The organism is Paracoccaceae bacterium, assembly GCA_012103375.1.
Lineage (GTDB): Bacteria > Pseudomonadota > Alphaproteobacteria > Rhodobacterales > Rhodobacteraceae > WLWX01.
The window spans coordinates 3377925-3394066 of the sequence record WLWX01000001.1 but is presented as its reverse complement, the minus strand read 5'-3'; the positions used below and the strand labels follow the sequence as shown (position 1 = coordinate 3394066).

Here is a 16142-nt window from a genome sequence, read left to right as displayed (position 1 = left end):
GATCTGGACGGGTAATGAGCGACACTCGAACACCTTCACCTGCGGCCACATCCAGCCTGCGTGCGGCGCTGCCGTTCTGGGCATCGCTGATCATACTGCCCATGGTGGCGCTGGCGGCGACTTTCGGTGGCTGGACGCTGCTGCTGGTGCCACTGGCAAGCTGGTGGCTGTTTTCGATCCTTGACCTGATCATTGGCATCGACCGCGACAGCCTCGACCCGGAAACGGCGGAAGCAGAGTTGTTCTGGCACCGGCTGATCACCCTGATCTGGCCTGTTCTGCAATTCGGGCTGATCTTCGGAACGCTGGCCTTTGTCACGCAGACAACACACCTCAGCGGGTGGGAAAAGATCGGCCTGTTCTTTGGCGTCGGTGTCGGGTCCGGCACCATCGGCATCGTCTATGCGCATGAGCTGATGCATCAGCGCAATCGGCTGGAACGCTGGCTGGGCGATATTCTGATGGCGATGACGCAGTATGGTCACTATCGCAGCGAGCATCTGCTGGTGCACCACGCCCATGTCGGCACGCCGCGCGATGCGGTGACGGCGCGATATAATGAGGGGTTCCATCGCTTTTTCCCGCGTGTTCTGCGCCAAAGCGCGCAATCCGCCTGGCGGGTTGAGGCTGCGATGCAGGCGCGGCGCGGGCGGTCGGTCTGGCACCTGTCTAACCCGTTCTGGCGCTATTGGGCGCTGCAACTGGCGTTTCTTGTGCTGGCCTTTGCCATCGGTGGCTGGGTCGGTCTGGGCCTCTACGCCTATCAGGCGTTCATCGCGGTCTGGCAGTTAGAGCTGGTGAATTACGTCGAACATTATGGTCTGACGCGCGAGCATCTGGGCGAAGGTCGGTATGAACGTGTGAAACCCTATCATTCATGGAACGCGGATTTTCGGGCATCCAACTGGCTGCTGATCAACCTGCAACGCCACGCCGATCATCATATGAAACCCGACCGGCGCTATCCGCTGTTGCAGACATACTCCGAAGATGATGTTCCGACCCTGCCCTACGGCTATCCAGTGATGACGGCGCTGGCGATGATCCCACCGCTTTGGCGGCGCTTCATGAATCCGCGCGTCCGAAATTGGCGGCGACAGCATTACCCGCAGATCAGCGAATGGAGTGCTTACAACACGGGCACCAACCCGATGCCTGCGCGGGGGTAAATGACGTGCCGAACACATGCGATATTGACTGAACCGGTTTACGAAGCTTCGCACTTCGGTGCACGGCTGGTGTAGCAGTTGCGCAACCTGAGAAAAAAAGGGGTCCTGCCCACAGGTGGACAGGACCCAAGGTTGTGCTGTGGTCGGGCCACAGGCACAGGCGGTAGATCGTTTAGCTGAGTTCGGCGCGGATCTGCTGGCGCAGCAGGTCGATGGGGATCGCCTTGCCGTCGCGCTTGAAGCTCCAATAGGTCCAGCCGTTGCAGGAGGGCGCGCCTTCCAGCGCCGCCCCCACTTGGTGGATTGAGCCCTTGGCCTCGCCCGAGATCAAAGACCCATCAGCCCGCACCCGAGCCGTGTTTCCACGCGGGCTTGTCAAAACCTCGCCGGGGCGCAGCATGCCACGCTCGACCAGTTGCCCAAAGGGAACACGCGGCTCGGCGCGCTTGCTGACGCTGACTTCCAGCGCGGTCTTGTCGAATTTGCGGATCTTGGACAGGCGGCGTTCGGCGACCTTGCGATAAGCGGCCTCACGCTCGATCCCGATGAAATCGCGGCCCAGCATTTTGGCGACGGCACCCGTGGTGCCAGTGCCGAAAAACGGGTCCAGCACGACGTCGCCGGGGTTGGTGGTGCCCAGTAGAATGCGATGCAGCAGCGATTCAGGCTTCTGCGTCGGATGCGCCTTGTCACCATTGGCGTCCTTCAGACGTTCATGCCCGGTGCAGATCGGCAGCATCCAGTCGCTGCGCATCTGTATCCCCTCGTTCAGGGCCTTCAGCGCTTCGTAGTTGAAGGTCGGGCGCGCCTCTTCACTGCGCGAGGCCCAGATCAGTGTCTCATGCGCATTGGTGAAGCGTTTGCCGCGGAAATTCGGCATCGGGTTCGACTTGCGCCAGATCACGTCATTTAGCACCCAGAACCCGGCGTCCTGAATGGCCGTACCGACGCGGAAGATGTTGTGATAGCTGCCGATCACCCAGATCGCGCCATCGGGCTTCAGGATGCGTTTCGCCTCGGCCAACCAGGCGCGGGTGAATTCGTCATAGACCGCAAAGCTGGAGAACTGGTCCCAGGCGTCATCAACCGCATCCACGCGGCTGTTGTCCGGGCGATGCAAATCACCCTTCAACTGAAGGTTATAGGGCGGGTCGGCAAAGATCAGATCGACCGACGCATTGGGCAGGCCCCGCATCGCCTCGACGCAATCGCCGTCCAGAATCTGATTGAGCGGAAGCGTCGCCGCCTCCTTCGGTTTTCGTGTTGTCATCGCTGCCTCTGTCCCATGCACCGTTGTCCGGCGTCTGTGGATAAAAATGAGTCATCAGCGATTCGCCGTCAAATTCTTTCTTTGAATCAGCAGGTTACGTTTTTATCTTGATACAAGATATTGTGGACAGGTTTGAAGCTGCGTCTATGGTGAGGGGTCACGCCAAGGTCTTGAAGGGCGTCGCGGTGCGCTTTTGTCGGGTATCCCTTGTTCTGTTCCCAGCCATAGCCTGGAAACTGTTGCGCCAAATCCACCATGATCCCGTCGCGTTGCACTTTTGCCACGATCGAAGCAGCGGCAATCGACAGGCTTAGCGCATCGCCCTTCACAATTGCCGTCGCAGGCAGTGTCAAATCGCGCGGGATCATGTTGCCGTCGATCAGGGCGTGGTCTGCCGGATGCCGAAGCGCGTTCAGCGCACGGCACATTGCCAGATGGCTGGCGCGCAGGATGTTGAGTGTGTCGATCTCGGCAACCGTGGCGATCCCGACGCCGACGTCCGCCTGTTCATGTATCATCTGTGCCAGCAGATCGCGCTTGGCCGCGCTGAGCTTTTTGGAATCGTTCAACCCTGCGGGCAGGTTTGCGAGATCCAGAACAGCGGCCGCTGCAACAACCGGCCCGGCAAGCGGGCCGCGACCCGCTTCGTCGACACCGGCAATGCGCAAGGCGCCGCCGCCCTGCGCGGTGGCTTCAAACTGGAAATCGGGTTTGGTGAGCATCGAGGCACAGGATCACTGTCGTCCGGTGGCGTCAAGAAACCGGCGCTTCCCTTGATGGCTGCAATGGCGGTGCGGATTGGCTGGTCTTACGGCATTTTCGCGGACACCCATCCCGCTAACAAAGAAAGGGCGGATCCGAAGACCCGCCCTTGTACTCGTTACGATGGGTTTGGCGAAACATTCGCCGCACTCGTTAGCACTGATCCGGCGGAACAGGCCGGTACTCGTTAAGGGTGGTGAGGGGGCTTCTGGGGGAACCCCCCTCACCTATTCCGACGCGGTGGAGATGTGCGGAAGCCCGCGCCGGTGTTCTGGGTCAGGGGTTGTTTGGGGACAGGCCTGACCTCAGCTCGTGCGCCAACCGTGACGACGCAGGCACTTTGCTTTGTAAACCTTGCGCCAGCCGTGGCGTGTTTGAATGGACGTCTTGCAAGCATTGGGCAGCTTGCGGAACGCTTTGCGTGCCATGTTGTGCTTCAGGCAGTGGCGCGCAAAGACGCGGCGCTTGCCATGGCGGGTACGGATGACCGAGCGGCACTTATAGGGGACAACTTTGCGCAGCCCGTGGTTGTAGTGAACTTGCTTCGACCCGTTGTTGTGATCGTTAAACAGAAGATACAGGGCAGCGGCGCCAAGGATGACCGTGGCGACGTCATTGTTGCTACCGGCACGTGCCGGGTTGGCCGTGGCAGTCAGGCTTGTAACTGCCAGCACGCCTGCAAGGGCTATGGAAAGAACGGGGGAAAGAACGGGGCGAAACATTACTGGTACTCCTTCGGGGGCGACCAGCAGAAACAAACACTCGATACGCGCTGGCCTTCGATGGGATAAGATTTGCGCCGGGTGGTGAAGTTAGACAATATCGTCGCCGGGTTATCGAATATCGATGCGATGGATATTCGATAACAGCCGGATTGCGCGCCTTGTTATTGAATAACCGGGCCGCACAGCGCACATTCAGCACATGTTTAAGAAAACGATCATCTCCCTCGTACTGGGACTTTCCCTTGTCGCAGCTGCCCCCGCCTCGGCGGGCTGTTTTGCTGACTACAAGGCAAAGACGGAAAACCCGCTGCGCCTGCACTATGGCGTGGTGAAACTTCCCGATGCGGCCTGTTCCAACAACGGGCGGGCCGCCTCGATTGTAAAGCAGCGACTGGCCGCGCGTGGCTGGGAGCTTTTGAAGGTACTGTCGACGTTCGACGATTCGGGACTGGCCTCGCGCAAGGCCAAAGCCGGGGCGAACTTTCTGAAGTTCTGATCCCGGCCCGGTCCTGAACAGATAACAAACGCCCGCCTGACATAGGCGGGCGTTTTTTGATTCTGCACAAACTCTGCATATGCGCTGAACGGCGGATGCACAGCAGATGGCCAGAAGTGCCCTTGTCACAAACAAAAGACGAGGGATCGAATCATGGCACATAATCTGACCTTGCGCGGGGTTCCGCAGGCCATCCGTCAGGACGCCTGGTGGTTATCGCAACCGGCCGGGGCCGAACGGGCAGGCGGCACGGTAGGCGTGGCAAGCGAATCGGTCGCGCGGCCGCCACGCGGGGCGGCCATGCTGGCGTTGGTCGCGACGGCCGACATTCTGTTTTACGGCCATGTTCCCGGGCTTTCCCTTGCGGCCTTCGCGGCCGTTGTCTTCACCATCGTCGCATTGAGTTTGCCACATCGCCATGAGGTGCTGCGCCCGGCCATCCTGCTGGTCGTGACCTGCCTGCCATCGGTGGAATACATCCAGACACTATCGGTTCTGTTTTTTCTGTTCGGCCTGCTGACCAGCATCAGCTGGATGGTTCAGGGGCCCGCTGCTACGATAGCCGAGGTGATGCGCGGTGCCGGCGTTCTGCTGCGACGTCTGCCCTGGCTGGGCGTTCGGGATCTTCTGTGGTCCGCGCCCGGCGTCATCGCATCGGGCCGATCCCTGTCACCCCCGATACGCTTCATTCGCGGCTGGGCCTTTCCGCTTGGCGGCACGCTGATTTTGATGGCCCTGGTGATCGAGGCGAATCCGGTTTTTGAGGGCTGGATCCTGGCGATCGCGGATTGGTCGTTCGATCCGATGGAATGGATCGTCCGTGCCGTCTTCTGGTCCGGGGTTGCCCTGTTGGTTTGGCCGCTGTTGGCCGGATCAGCGCAGACGCTTGGCGCCGGACGCGGGCGCGTCAAAGCCCGCCGATTCGCGCTGGGCGCCGGGCTGGGCATCAACGGTGCTTCGGTGGCCAACGCGCTGATTGCCTTCAATCTGGTTCTGGGCCTGCAATCGCTGACCGACATCGGCTTTCTGTGGGGTGGCGCTGACCTGCCCGAGGGGATGTCATTGGCCAGCTATGCCCATCGCGGCGCCTACCCGCTACTGGTCACGGCGCTTCTGGCCGGTGCCTTCGCATTGGCGGCGCGCCCGTTGATGGCGCTGTGGTTGTTGCAGAATGTGCTTCTGGTCGCCTCTGCCGCGCGCCGCCTGTCGATTTATATCGAGGTGTTTGGGCCGACATACCTGCGCGTGCACGCGGCGATCTGGATGGCCATGGTGGCAATAGGGCTGGTGCTGGTCGGCTGGCAGATTTTCCGGGCCAGAAGCAACCTGTGGCTGTTGCTGCGCAGCGCCGGGCTGTCCGTCGGGGTGCTCTATGTCAGCTGTTTCGTCAATTTTGCCCATCTGATCGCGGCGGCAAACCTGTCGCGTGCGGGCTGGGCCGATTGTGTTGAAAAACTCCGAAATCAGAGCGTCGCGGATTTCTTGCGAAAACCTATGAAGCGAAATAGTCGGAAAGCTTTGACCACGAGACAGCGCATGGCTGCGCGTGAGCGCATGTAGGCGATTTGGGCCGACCCCCGCGCCAAAAATTTAGGATCGGGCTGCATGGAAAGAAAAATCATCGTTCAGGCCCTAAAACGGAGTTTTTCAACACAATCGGCCGATTGCGAATACGCCTGCGGGTTGGGGCCGATGGCGGCGGCTATTGCGGATGTCGATACGTCGGATTGCGAATTCATCCGGCCCAAGCCGATCAGGGGTTGGCGCGATTGGGGCTTTCGCACCTACCGCGTCAGCCGCTATCTGGAAGCTTATGACGCTGAACGAGCCGCGCTTGAAAATCCTGGTAACTGATGACGATCCGCGCCTGCGCAATCTTCTGAGCATCGCGTTAGAACGCGCCGGATACACCGTCATCACCGCAGCCGACGGCCAGACCGCGCTGGTTCATGCCGCCCGTGAGAAACCGGACCTGATCGTTCTGGATATCGGCCTGCCCGAGTTGGACGGGCTGGAGGTGTGTCGGCGGCTCAGGCAACGCTCGGACGTGCCGATTCTGTTTCTGAGTGCCCGCGATGATGAGGTGGATCGCATTCTGGGCCTGGAACTGGGGGCCGATGACTATGTCACCAAACCGTTCAGCCCGCGCGAACTTGTGGCCAGGGTTCGCGCGATTCTGAAGCGTTCAAACGCAGCGGCGCAGTCCCAGGTTCTGCGTCACGGGGTGGTCGTTGTTGATCCGGATCGCCATGCCTGCCTGGTTTCCGGCACGATGGTACCTTTGACCGCCACGGAAATGGCCATTCTTATGAAGCTGCTGCTTGCGCCCGATCGGGTCGTTGCACGCCCGCAGATGGTCGATGCAATCTGGGGCGGGTCCACGCCGGTGTCGGATCGCACATTGGACAGCCACCTGCGCAATCTGCGGCGCAAACTGTCCGATGCGGGATGTTCAGATGCAGTTGAAACGCTTCACGGTGTCGGGATTCGGCTGGGATTGTGCTGCGGTTGACGCGCAAATGGCGGCCCGCACTCTGGATGGTGCTGGGCGGGGCGCTGGCAGCGACGCTGGCGCTGTCGTTGATCGGTCTTTTCGCGTTGCGACTTCTCGGCCCCGAAATGGGGTTTCTTCAGGCCGCGATCTTCCTTGCGCTGTGCATCGGAGGGCTGACGGCGATCCTGGTACGGCTGTTGATGCGTCCGATCGCCTCGCTGGCGCGCTATGCCGGGCAGGTGCGCCATGGCGTTGGCGACCCTCCGGCCCCGCCTCGGCACTATGGCACGCAAGAGCTGGGTGCGATGGGGCAATCGGTTCTGGATATGGCCGAAACCCTGCAAAGCCGCGCCGCAACTGTACGTGGTTATACCGATCATGTGACCCATGAGTTGAAGACCCCGGTTTCGGCGATCCGGGCCGCCGCCGAACTGTTAGAAGACAGCATGCCGCCCGGGGCGTCCGACAGACAGCTGATCGCCCAAATCATGGGGGCCACGGATCAAATGCAGGTGCAGCTGGACGCCCTGCGCCGCATCGCCGCCGCACGAGAGCCGCGCTACCACGGGCGCAGCACTCTGATGCAGGTCGCCGAAGCGCTGGGTGCTGAGTACCCCGCGCTGATTTTGCGCAACAATGGCGCGCCGGAATGGGTGCCACTGGCCGCAGATGGTCTGCGCCTGATCCTGGGGCATCTGTTCGCCAACGCGGCGCAGCATGGCGCGACGGAAGTTGTTCTGAACGGCAGCGTCGACGTAGAGCGGGTCGAGGTGACGGTCACAGACAACGGCACGGGCATATCCGGTATGGATCGCCTGACAGTTATGACCCGCAGGCGGCAGACGCATGATCGACCCGGCGTGTCCATAATCGCAGATCAGGGTTTTCTTGCCGCCAACAACGGCGATCTTGGTTGTTTGCAGGTTCTGTTGCACCGGCGTGGTCCACCAACCGCTGGGAATCGGCGTGACGATCTGGCGTTTGACCTTGGCATAAGGGCATTGAATGGCCTCGGCGGCGGCAACAGATGCGGCCAGTCCGCCGCCAAGGGCGAAGGCGACGAAAACCGTGGCGCGGATAAGGCGAGGGGCGATGCGGAAGGTCATGTGTATCTCCTTGGGTAACGGGCGAACTCTTAACTATGGGTCGCAACAGTGGACCGATGGGTTCAATCACGCCCAAAGCCCGGCGGTCAGGCAATAACGGCGCGGTGATATCGGATAACCTTGGCATCCGGCCCGACGATCACGGCTTGAGCCTGACGCTGCGCCGCTGGTAGAAGGGGGCCCGACGGAAAGGCACACCAATCAGCGACGAACAGAACATCGCCGAGCGCAGCGCCCGCATTCAGGGCAACCGGGTTGTCGTTGCCGGGATCGCGGCAATTGTGCTGATTCTTGCGCTGGCGGCGGGTTTCCTGTTTCTGAACCTTCCCGACGCCAATGCCTTCAACAACCGGGTCGAGGCGATCTTTGTCGAAAATGACGACCTCAGCACCCAGTCCGACATCAAATTCCTGGAAATCCTCGCCGAATCCGGCACGGCCTTTTCGGACACGCTGAAATCCTATCGCGTGGTTATTTTCGTGCTGCTAATCTTCGCAACCGGTCTGCTGGTCACAGCTTTCGTGTTGCTGGTGACCATGGTGGGCCTGCTCAAACGCATGGGCGAGATTGAAAAGCAGGGCATCCAGGTGTCATCCCTGCTGATCAGCCGGGAAGAGCGCACCGTCTACCTCAACAACATGGAATTCAAGCTGACCGAGGCCGCGATTGAAACACTGGCAATCCTGGCCGAGGCGCGGATGGACGAGGATGTTCTGTCAGGGGCCGAGATTGAGGCGATGATATCCGGGCGCAATGCGGCGGATTGTGATGAAGCGGCAGGTGCGACGCGGATCAAACGGCTGCGCGATGTGCTGGGCAACCAGATGGTCAGCGAGTTGCTGATCAAGAACATTGCGCGGCGCGGCTATATGCTGTCGATCGACAAAGATGTCATTCGCATGGTTTGACGCGCGCCGCGTCACGCTCACCCCATGATCGAATTGCGCGACATGCAGTTGTTGGTCGCGCTGGCGCGGCACCGGCATTTTGCCCGTGCGGCGCGGGATGTCGGGATTTCTCAGCCAGCGTTCTCGGTGCGCATCCGCAAGCTTGAGGCCGAGCTGGGCGTCACCATTGTCGCGCGTGGCAACCGGTTTCAGGGATTCACCGAACAGGGCGAGGCACTGGTGCGTCGTGCCCGCAGCATCCTGGCCGATGCAAAGGCGATGGAGGTCGAGGCCCGCGCCGCGCAGGGTGTTGTCAGCGGTCTGCTGGTTTTGGGCGTCGTGCCGACGGCGCTGGCCTGGGCGGCGCGACTGTCGCTGAGCATGCGGGCCGAGTTTCCCGACATCACCACGCGAATCGAAAGCGCGACCTCGCTGGCGATCCAGCAAGGGGTCGAGGATGGATCGCTTGCAGCAGGAATTACCTATGCGGACGGCGTTTCAACCGATCTGCATACGATCCGGCCGCTTTATGACGAACGCTATGTGCTGCTTGCCCCCGTCGCACTGGCGCCGCGCCCGGAAGGAACCATCACCTGGGCCGAAGCCGCCTCCCTACCGCTGAGCCTTCTGGAACCGCAGATGCAGAACCGGCGCATTCTGGACCGGATGTTTGCTGAGGCTGGCGTGCGCCCGGACGTGATTGCCGAAACCAACGCGTTTACCACCTCGATCATTCTGGCGCGCGCGGGCCGCGCGGCGACAATCATGCCCGAAGTGCTGCTGGACGCGCTGGGCCCGTTTCCGGGCACCTGCATCCTGCCGCTGTCCGATCCGCCGCTGGCCAAGTCGATTTGCCTGATATCATCGAACCGTTCGCCGGGGCTTGCCACTGTCGAGGCGTTGCGACGCCATCTGAGCGGAGATCCGTGATAATCCACGCCTATTGCATATGTTGAATTTGCTATTTGACGATATTCAAAAGTGATGACAGGAACACCCGGTAAGCAGGGAGGGATCTGATGGCACCGCTCGACGATCAAAAAGGCGTCTGGAAGTCCGGCAAGGGCAAGGGGCGGCGCACGCCCAAGGGCCGCCAACCCAGTGATGAAGCACTCGCCGAGGTTCAGTCGCTTCTGGGCGATCGCCCCCGCCGCCGCGACCTGCTGATCGAATTCCTGCATCTGATACAGGACAAACACGGCCATCTGTCTGCAGACAACATCGCCGCGCTGGCGCTTGAAATGCGCATGTCGCAGGCCGAGGTGTTCGAGGTTGCGACCTTCTATGCCCATTTCGACGTGGTGAAAGATGGCGACACACCGCCGCCCGCACTGACGATCCGGGTCTGTGACAGCCTTTCTTGCGAACTTGCCGGGGCGCAGGCCTTGCAGAATGCACTGGAAGACGGACTTGATGCGTCCGAGGTTCGCGTGCTGCGCGCGCCCTGCATGGGCCGTTGCGATACCGCGCCGGTGCTCGAGATTGGGCACAACCACATTGACCATGCCACGCCCGAACTGGTGAACGCTGCCATCGCGGCAGACGATACGCACGCGCATGTGCCGGAGTATGAAACCCTCTCCAATTATCAGGCTGAGGGGGGGTATCAGGCCCTGACTCGCCTGAAAACGGATGGAAACTGGGAGGACGTGCAGGAACAGGTCCTCACCTCGGGCCTGCGCGGTCTTGGCGGTGCGGGCTTCCCGTCCGGCAAGAAATGGGGCTTCGTGCGCGCCAATCCCGGGCCCCGCTATCTGGCCGTGAACGGGGACGAGGGGGAGCCGGGCACCTTCAAGGACCGCTATTACCTGGAACGCACGCCGCATCTGTTTCTTGAGGGCATGCTGATCGCCGCCTGGGCGGTCGAGGCGGAAACCTGCTTTATCTACATGCGCGACGAATACCCCGCCGTGTTGGAGATCCTGCGGCGAGAGATTGCAGCGCTGGAAGCAGCCGGGATCGTCGAGGCGGGCTACATCGACCTGCGCCGTGGCGCTGGCGCTTATATCTGCGGTGAAGAATCCGCGATGATCGAGTCCATCGAAGGTAAACGCGGACTGCCGCGTCACCGCCCACCGTTCGTGGCTCAGGTCGGCGTCTTTGGTGTGCCCACATTGGTACACAACGTTGAAACCCTGCATTGGGTCGCCAAGGTTTGCCGTGAAGGGCAGGAATGCTTGAACGCGACCGAAAAAAACGGGCGCGTTGGCTTGCGCAGCTATTCCGTCTCGGGCCGGGTGAAAAACCCCGGCGTCCACCTGTTGCCTGCCGGTTCAACCATACTGGACGTGATCGAGGCATCGGGCGGCATGCTCGATGGCCATGCGTTCAAAGCCTATCAGCCCGGCGGCCCATCCTCGGGCCTGCTGCCCGCGTCGATGGACGACATCCCGCTGGATTTTGACACGCTGCAACCGCATGGGTCGTTCATCGGATCGGCGGCTGTCGTCGTCCTGTCCGATCAGGACTCGGCGCGTGGCGCGGCGCTGAATATGTTGAGGTTCTTTGAGGATGAAAGCTGCGGCCAATGCACCCCCTGCCGGGTCGGCTGTGAAAAGGCCGTGAAGCTGATGCAGGCCGACCACTGGGATCAACCGCTGCTGGAGGAACTCTGCCAGGCCATGGGCGACGCCAGCATTTGCGGCCTCGGCCAGGCGGCGCCAAACCCGATCCGCCTGACGATGAAGCATTTTTCGGAGGAAGTGTGATGCCTGACGGAAACCAGATCGCACAGGTCACCTTCACCCTCAACGGCGACGACGTTACCGTCCCTGAGGGCTGGACCATATGGGAGGCCGCCAATGGCCGTGGCCTGACGATCCCGCATCTGTGCCACAAGCCCGATCCCGGCTATCGCCCCGATGGCAACTGCCGCGCCTGCATGGTCGAGGTTGAGGGGGAGCGGACGCTCATCGCTTCCTGCATCCGTCCGGTTGCTGACGGCATGGTTGTCACCACCGATTCCGCGCGCGCCACATCCGCCCGCAAGATGGTCATCGAAATGCTGGCCGCCGATCAGCCGCCGCGCAGCGCAGCGCATGATGCCTCGTCCCATTTCTGGGACATGGCCGACGAACAGGGCGTCATCACCAGCCGCTTTCCGAAGGTTGAAACCACCAAGGTGCCGCTGCTGGACAACAGCCATGTGGCGATGAACGTCAATCTGGACGCCTGCATCCATTGTAACCTGTGCGTGCGGGCCTGCCGTGAAGTGCAGGTCAATGACGTTATCGGCATGGGGTTCCGGGGGCGCGAGGCCGAAATCGTCTTTGACCAAAACGACCCGATGGGTGACAGCACCTGCGTGGCTTGCGGCGAATGCGTTCAGGCCTGCCCGACCGGCGCGCTGATGCCCGCAACCGTGGTTGATGATGCCCAGCACGGCGACAGCATGGATTATGATCGCGAGGTTGACAGCGTCTGCCCCTATTGCGGTGTCGGCTGCCAGCTGAGCTTCAAGATCAAAGACGACAAGATCAAATATGTCGAAGGTATCAACGGCCCGGCAAACGAAGGGCGCTTGTGCGTCAAGGGGCGCTTTGGCTTTGACTATGTCGATCATAAACACCGGCTGACCAAGCCGCTGATCCGGCGTGAGGATGCCCCCGCCAAGGGTTTGAACGTCGACCCGAACAACCCGCTGACCCATTTTCGCGAAGCAACGTGGGACGAGGCGTTGGACGCTGCGGCAAACGGCCTTGCCGCCCAGCGCGACGTTGCCGGAACGCGCGTTGCGGGCTTTGGGTCGGCCAAATGTTCGAACGAAGAAGCCTATCTGTTCCAGAAGATGATCCGTCAGGGCTTTGGCCATAACAACGTCGATCACTGTACGCGACTGTGCCATGCCTCGTCGGTCGCCGCACTGATGGAGAATGTCGGCTCGGCCGCGGTGACTGCGACCTTTAACGAGATCGAAAACGCCGATGTCGCCATCGTCATCGGCGCAAACCCGGTCGAGAATCACCCGGTTGCGGCCACCTTCTTCAAGCAGTTCACCAAACGCGGCGGCAAGCTGATCGTGATGGACCCGCGCGGCGTCGGCCTGCGCCGGTTTGCCAGCCACATGTTGCAATTCAAGCCCGGCGCGGATGTCAGCATGCTGAACGCGATCATGCATGTGATCGTCGAGGAAGAGCTCTTCGACCAGCAGTATATCGAGGCCTATACCGAAAACTGGCCCGCGATGAAGGAACACCTGAAAGGCTTCCCGCCCGAAAAGATAGCCGAAGTCTGCGGGATCGAGGCCGACGTGCTGCGCGATGTCGCGCGCACATTCGCCGGGGCCAAGGCGGGCATGATCTTCTGGGGCATGGGAATTTCCCAGCACATCCACGGCACCGACAACTCGCGTTGCCTGATTTCGCTGGCGTTGATGACCGGCCAGGTCGGCCGCCCTGGTGCGGGGCTACATCCGCTGCGCGGTCAGAACAACGTGCAGGGCGCGTCCGACGCCGGGCTGATCCCGATGTTCCTGCCGGACTACCAGTCGGTGATGGATGACGGTGTGCGCAGCGCGTTTACCGAGGTTTGGGGGTCCGAGGATTTCTCGAACCAGAAGGGCCTCACCGTGGTTGAGATCATGGATGCCGTTCACGCGGGCGACATTCGCGGCATGTATGTGTTGGGCGAAAACCCGGCGATGTCCGACCCTGATGTCGATCACGCCCGCCATGCGCTGGCCAAGCTGGAGCATCTGGTGGTGCAGGATATCTTCCTGACCGAAACCGCCAACTATGCCGACGTGATACTGCCCGCCAGCGCTTGGGCGGAAAAGACCGGAACCGTCACCAACACCAACCGCCAGGTTCAGATGGGTCGTCCCGCCGTCGCCCCTCCGGGTGAGGCGAAAGAGGATTGGTGGATCGAGGTCGAACTGGCCAAGCGTCTGGGGCTGAACTGGACCTACACCCACCCGCGTGAAGTTTTTGCCGAGATGAAGCAGAACATGGGATCGCTCGACAACATCACATGGGAGCGGTTGGAAAAAGCCGCCGTCACCTACCCCAGCCTGTCGCCCGAAGACCCCGGCCAGCCGATTGTGTTTGGTGATGGATTCCCGCGCCCCGAATGCCGCGCGAAATTCACCCCGGCAAACGTCATCCCGCCGGATGAAGTGCCGGATGCCGACTATCCCTTCGTGCTGATCACCGGTCGGCAGCTGGAACATTGGCACACCGGGTCAATGACCCGCCGCGCCACGGTTCTGGACGGGCTGGAGCCCGAGGCGAATTGTTCATTGCACCCCAAGACCTTGCGCAAGATGGGCGTCGAACCCGGCGGCATGATCACCCTGACCACCCGGCGCGGCAGTGTCACGGTGATGGCACGCGCCGACCGGGCCGTGGCAGAAGACAATGTCTTCCTGCCGTTTGCCTTTGTCGAAGCGGCGGCAAACCTGCTGACCAATGCCGCGCTGGATCCCTACGGCAAGATACCCGAGTTCAAGTTTTCCGCCTGTCGGGTGGAACGGGCCGAGGTGATGGCGGCGGAATAGGTCTGCGACATCAAAGTCGCAGGTGATGGATTACTGGCGAATTCGCTCGGTCCGCTCATAAACGATGCGCGGGTTCCGGGATTCTGTGCTAGCGGTGAACGCAACGCGCAATCCTGCGCGCATTTCCCTACATAGATCGGTCCAAAACATGCAGATGCCAGAAACGACGAAACCCGTGCTGATGGGCGCGGTTGCGGGTGCGATTGCCTTGGCGATTGTCGGCTTCAGTTGGGGCGGATGGGTCACGGCTGGATCGGCAATGGAAATGTCAGAGTCGGACTCCTCCGCTGCCGTTGCTTCCGCGCTCACGCCCTATTGCGTTCAAAACGCGATGGACGATCCGAAGTCGGTCGAAATTATCGCCGAACTGAAAGAAGCCAGCAGATTCAAGCGTCGCGGCATTGTCGAAGACTCCGGCTGGGCGACACCGCTTGGTGCGGAAAAACCAGACCGGGCCCTGGCCGAGGCCTGCCAGGCCGAGCTTAGCAAAGACGCATAGGCGACACACACCGGCAAATCGGAAGATTTGCCGGTGAACGTCCGTGGCGGGTCGCCGGAATGCTGGTCGTTTTTCGGTATCCGGTGGCATGCAATCTATTATATGTCTGCGATGACACCTTCGGAGACATATCATGCGCATTCTGATCCTCGGGGCCTCTTACGGTTCTCTTCTGTCGACCAAGCTTCTGATGGCGGGCCATGACGTCACCCTCGTCTGCCTGCCGGAAGAGGCGGATCTGATCAATGCCGAGGGCACGACGATCCGCATCACCCTGCGTGGTGAGGATGACCCCCGCCTTATCCACTCCAAGGACCAGCCCGGGACGCTGAACGCGGCGATCCCGCATGACGCGCTTCCCAGCGACTATGATCTGGTTGCGCTGGCGATGCAGGAACCGCAGTACCGCGCGGCAGAAGTGCGCGATCTGCTGGGGCGCATCGCGATTTCCGGCGTACCGGTCATGTCGATTATGAACATGCCACCGCTGCCTTATCTATTGCGGATTAACGGTCTTGACGCGGAAGCGCTGAAGGATTGCTTCACCGATGCCTCGGTCTGGGACGGCTTCGATCCGGCGCGGTTCACGCTGTGTTCGCCCGACCCGCAGGCCTTCCGCCCGCCGGAAGAGGGTCTGAACTTCCTCCATGTCGGCCTGCCAACGAATTTCAAGGTGGCCGCCTTTGACGACCCGGCCCATACCGCGATCCTGCAAACGCTGGAAACAGACATCGCCGCCGTCTTGCTTGATGGCAAAGACGTTCCGGTGAAACTCCGCCTCCATAACTCGCTGTTCGTACCGCTGGCGAAATGGTCCATGCTGCTGACGGGCAATTATCGCGCCGTGACGGCACAAGGCGTGCGTTCGATTCGCGATGCGGTTCATGGTGATATCGACGAAAGCGCCGGGATCTATGAATGGGTCAATGAATTGGTCCGCAATCTGGGGGCCGACCCTGCCGATCAGGTCCCGTTTGCGAAATATGCAAACGCGGCGAAAAGCCTGCTGAAACCGTCATCTGCGGCCCGGGCGATCGATGCAGGCGCAAAAGATATCGAACGCGTGGACAAGGTTGTCCAGACGATCGCGGCAGGCATGGGAATGACGAACCGCCATGTTGATGCAACGGTTGAGATTGTCAGCAATCGGCTTGCGGCCAACCGCGCCTGAGCGCGCGTCGTTCCCGTGTCCACCAAGGGCGCATCCATGCAAGCGGCCAGCCCGGCGCGCCCCGTAAAA

The 16142-nt window shown here is 61.2% G+C and carries 15 protein-coding genes; 12 read left to right on the top strand and 3 right to left on the bottom strand.

The features are described from left to right. The first annotated feature begins 14 nt into the window (after positions 1–14). Positions 15–1169 carry an alkane 1-monooxygenase gene (locus GKR99_17370; GenBank protein ID NKB29223.1) on the top strand — a complete coding sequence of 385 codons (1155 nt, stop codon included), beginning with the start codon at positions 15–17 and terminating at the stop codon, positions 1167–1169. A gap of 172 nt (positions 1170–1341) precedes the next feature. Here GKR99_17370 and GKR99_17365 read toward each other — a convergent pair whose 3' ends face one another. The 3 genes from GKR99_17365 to GKR99_17355 form a co-directional block, all read right to left on the bottom strand. Next, positions 1342–2439, bottom strand: a complete 1098-nt coding sequence (locus tag GKR99_17365; GenBank protein ID NKB29222.1) for a site-specific DNA-methyltransferase — start codon at positions 2437–2439, stop codon at positions 1342–1344. Positions 2440–2525: 86 nt separating this feature from the next. Next, positions 2526–3161: a ribonuclease HII gene (locus tag GKR99_17360; protein NKB29221.1), complete on the bottom strand. Its 636-nt coding sequence runs from the start codon at positions 3159–3161 to the stop codon at positions 2526–2528. Positions 3162–3506: 345 nt separating this feature from the next. Beyond that, positions 3507–3923, bottom strand: a complete 417-nt coding sequence (locus GKR99_17355) for a hypothetical protein (GenBank protein ID NKB29220.1) — start codon at positions 3921–3923, stop codon at positions 3507–3509. 202 nt (positions 3924–4125) lie between these two features. Here GKR99_17355 and GKR99_17350 point away from each other — a divergent pair, with 202 nt between their 5' ends. The 11 genes from GKR99_17350 (at position 4126) to GKR99_17300 (ending at position 16073) form a co-directional block, all read left to right on the top strand. Next, the gene (locus tag GKR99_17350; protein NKB29219.1) at positions 4126–4422 is read left to right on the top strand and encodes a hypothetical protein; all 297 of its coding nucleotides are present in this window, start codon (positions 4126–4128) and stop codon (positions 4420–4422) included. Positions 4423–4575: 153 nt separating this feature from the next. Continuing rightward, on the top strand, positions 4576–5982 hold the full coding sequence (locus GKR99_17345; GenBank protein ID NKB29218.1) for a DUF4173 domain-containing protein: 1407 nt from the start codon (positions 4576–4578) through the stop codon (positions 5980–5982). 45 nt (positions 5983–6027) lie between these two features. Beyond that, on the top strand, positions 6028–6276 hold the full coding sequence (locus GKR99_17340; protein NKB29217.1) for a hypothetical protein: 249 nt from the start codon (positions 6028–6030) through the stop codon (positions 6274–6276). Continuing rightward, positions 6257–6934, top strand: coding sequence for a response regulator (locus GKR99_17335; GenBank protein NKB29216.1), 678 nt, complete (start codon positions 6257–6259; stop codon positions 6932–6934). Before GKR99_17340 ends, GKR99_17335 begins: the two co-directional genes overlap by 20 nt. Beyond that, a complete protein-coding gene (locus GKR99_17330) occupies positions 6931–8040 on the top strand; it encodes a HAMP domain-containing protein (GenBank protein NKB29215.1) in 1110 nt (369 codons plus the stop codon). Before GKR99_17335 ends, GKR99_17330 begins: the two co-directional genes overlap by 4 nt. Before the next feature lie 221 nt (positions 8041–8261). Beyond that, positions 8262–8930, top strand: coding sequence for a hypothetical protein (locus GKR99_17325; GenBank protein NKB29214.1), 669 nt, complete (start codon positions 8262–8264; stop codon positions 8928–8930). 24 nt (positions 8931–8954) lie between these two features. After that, positions 8955–9839: a LysR family transcriptional regulator gene (locus GKR99_17320; protein ID NKB29213.1), complete on the top strand. Its 885-nt coding sequence runs from the start codon at positions 8955–8957 to the stop codon at positions 9837–9839. Between the two features lie 89 nt (positions 9840–9928). Beyond that, the gene (locus tag GKR99_17315) at positions 9929–11617 is read left to right on the top strand and encodes an NADH-quinone oxidoreductase subunit F (protein ID NKB29212.1); all 1689 of its coding nucleotides are present in this window, start codon (positions 9929–9931) and stop codon (positions 11615–11617) included. Beyond that, on the top strand, positions 11617–14403 hold the full coding sequence (locus tag GKR99_17310) for a formate dehydrogenase subunit alpha (GenBank protein NKB29211.1): 2787 nt from the start codon (positions 11617–11619) through the stop codon (positions 14401–14403). The genes GKR99_17315 and GKR99_17310 overlap by 1 nt, the downstream gene beginning before the upstream one ends. 148 nt (positions 14404–14551) lie before the next feature. Continuing rightward, positions 14552–14902, top strand: a complete 351-nt coding sequence (locus GKR99_17305) for a hypothetical protein (protein ID NKB29210.1) — start codon at positions 14552–14554, stop codon at positions 14900–14902. Positions 14903–15035: 133 nt separating this feature from the next. Continuing rightward, positions 15036–16073, top strand: coding sequence for a hypothetical protein (locus GKR99_17300; GenBank protein NKB29209.1), 1038 nt, complete (start codon positions 15036–15038; stop codon positions 16071–16073). Positions 16074–16142: the final 69 nt, after the last annotated feature.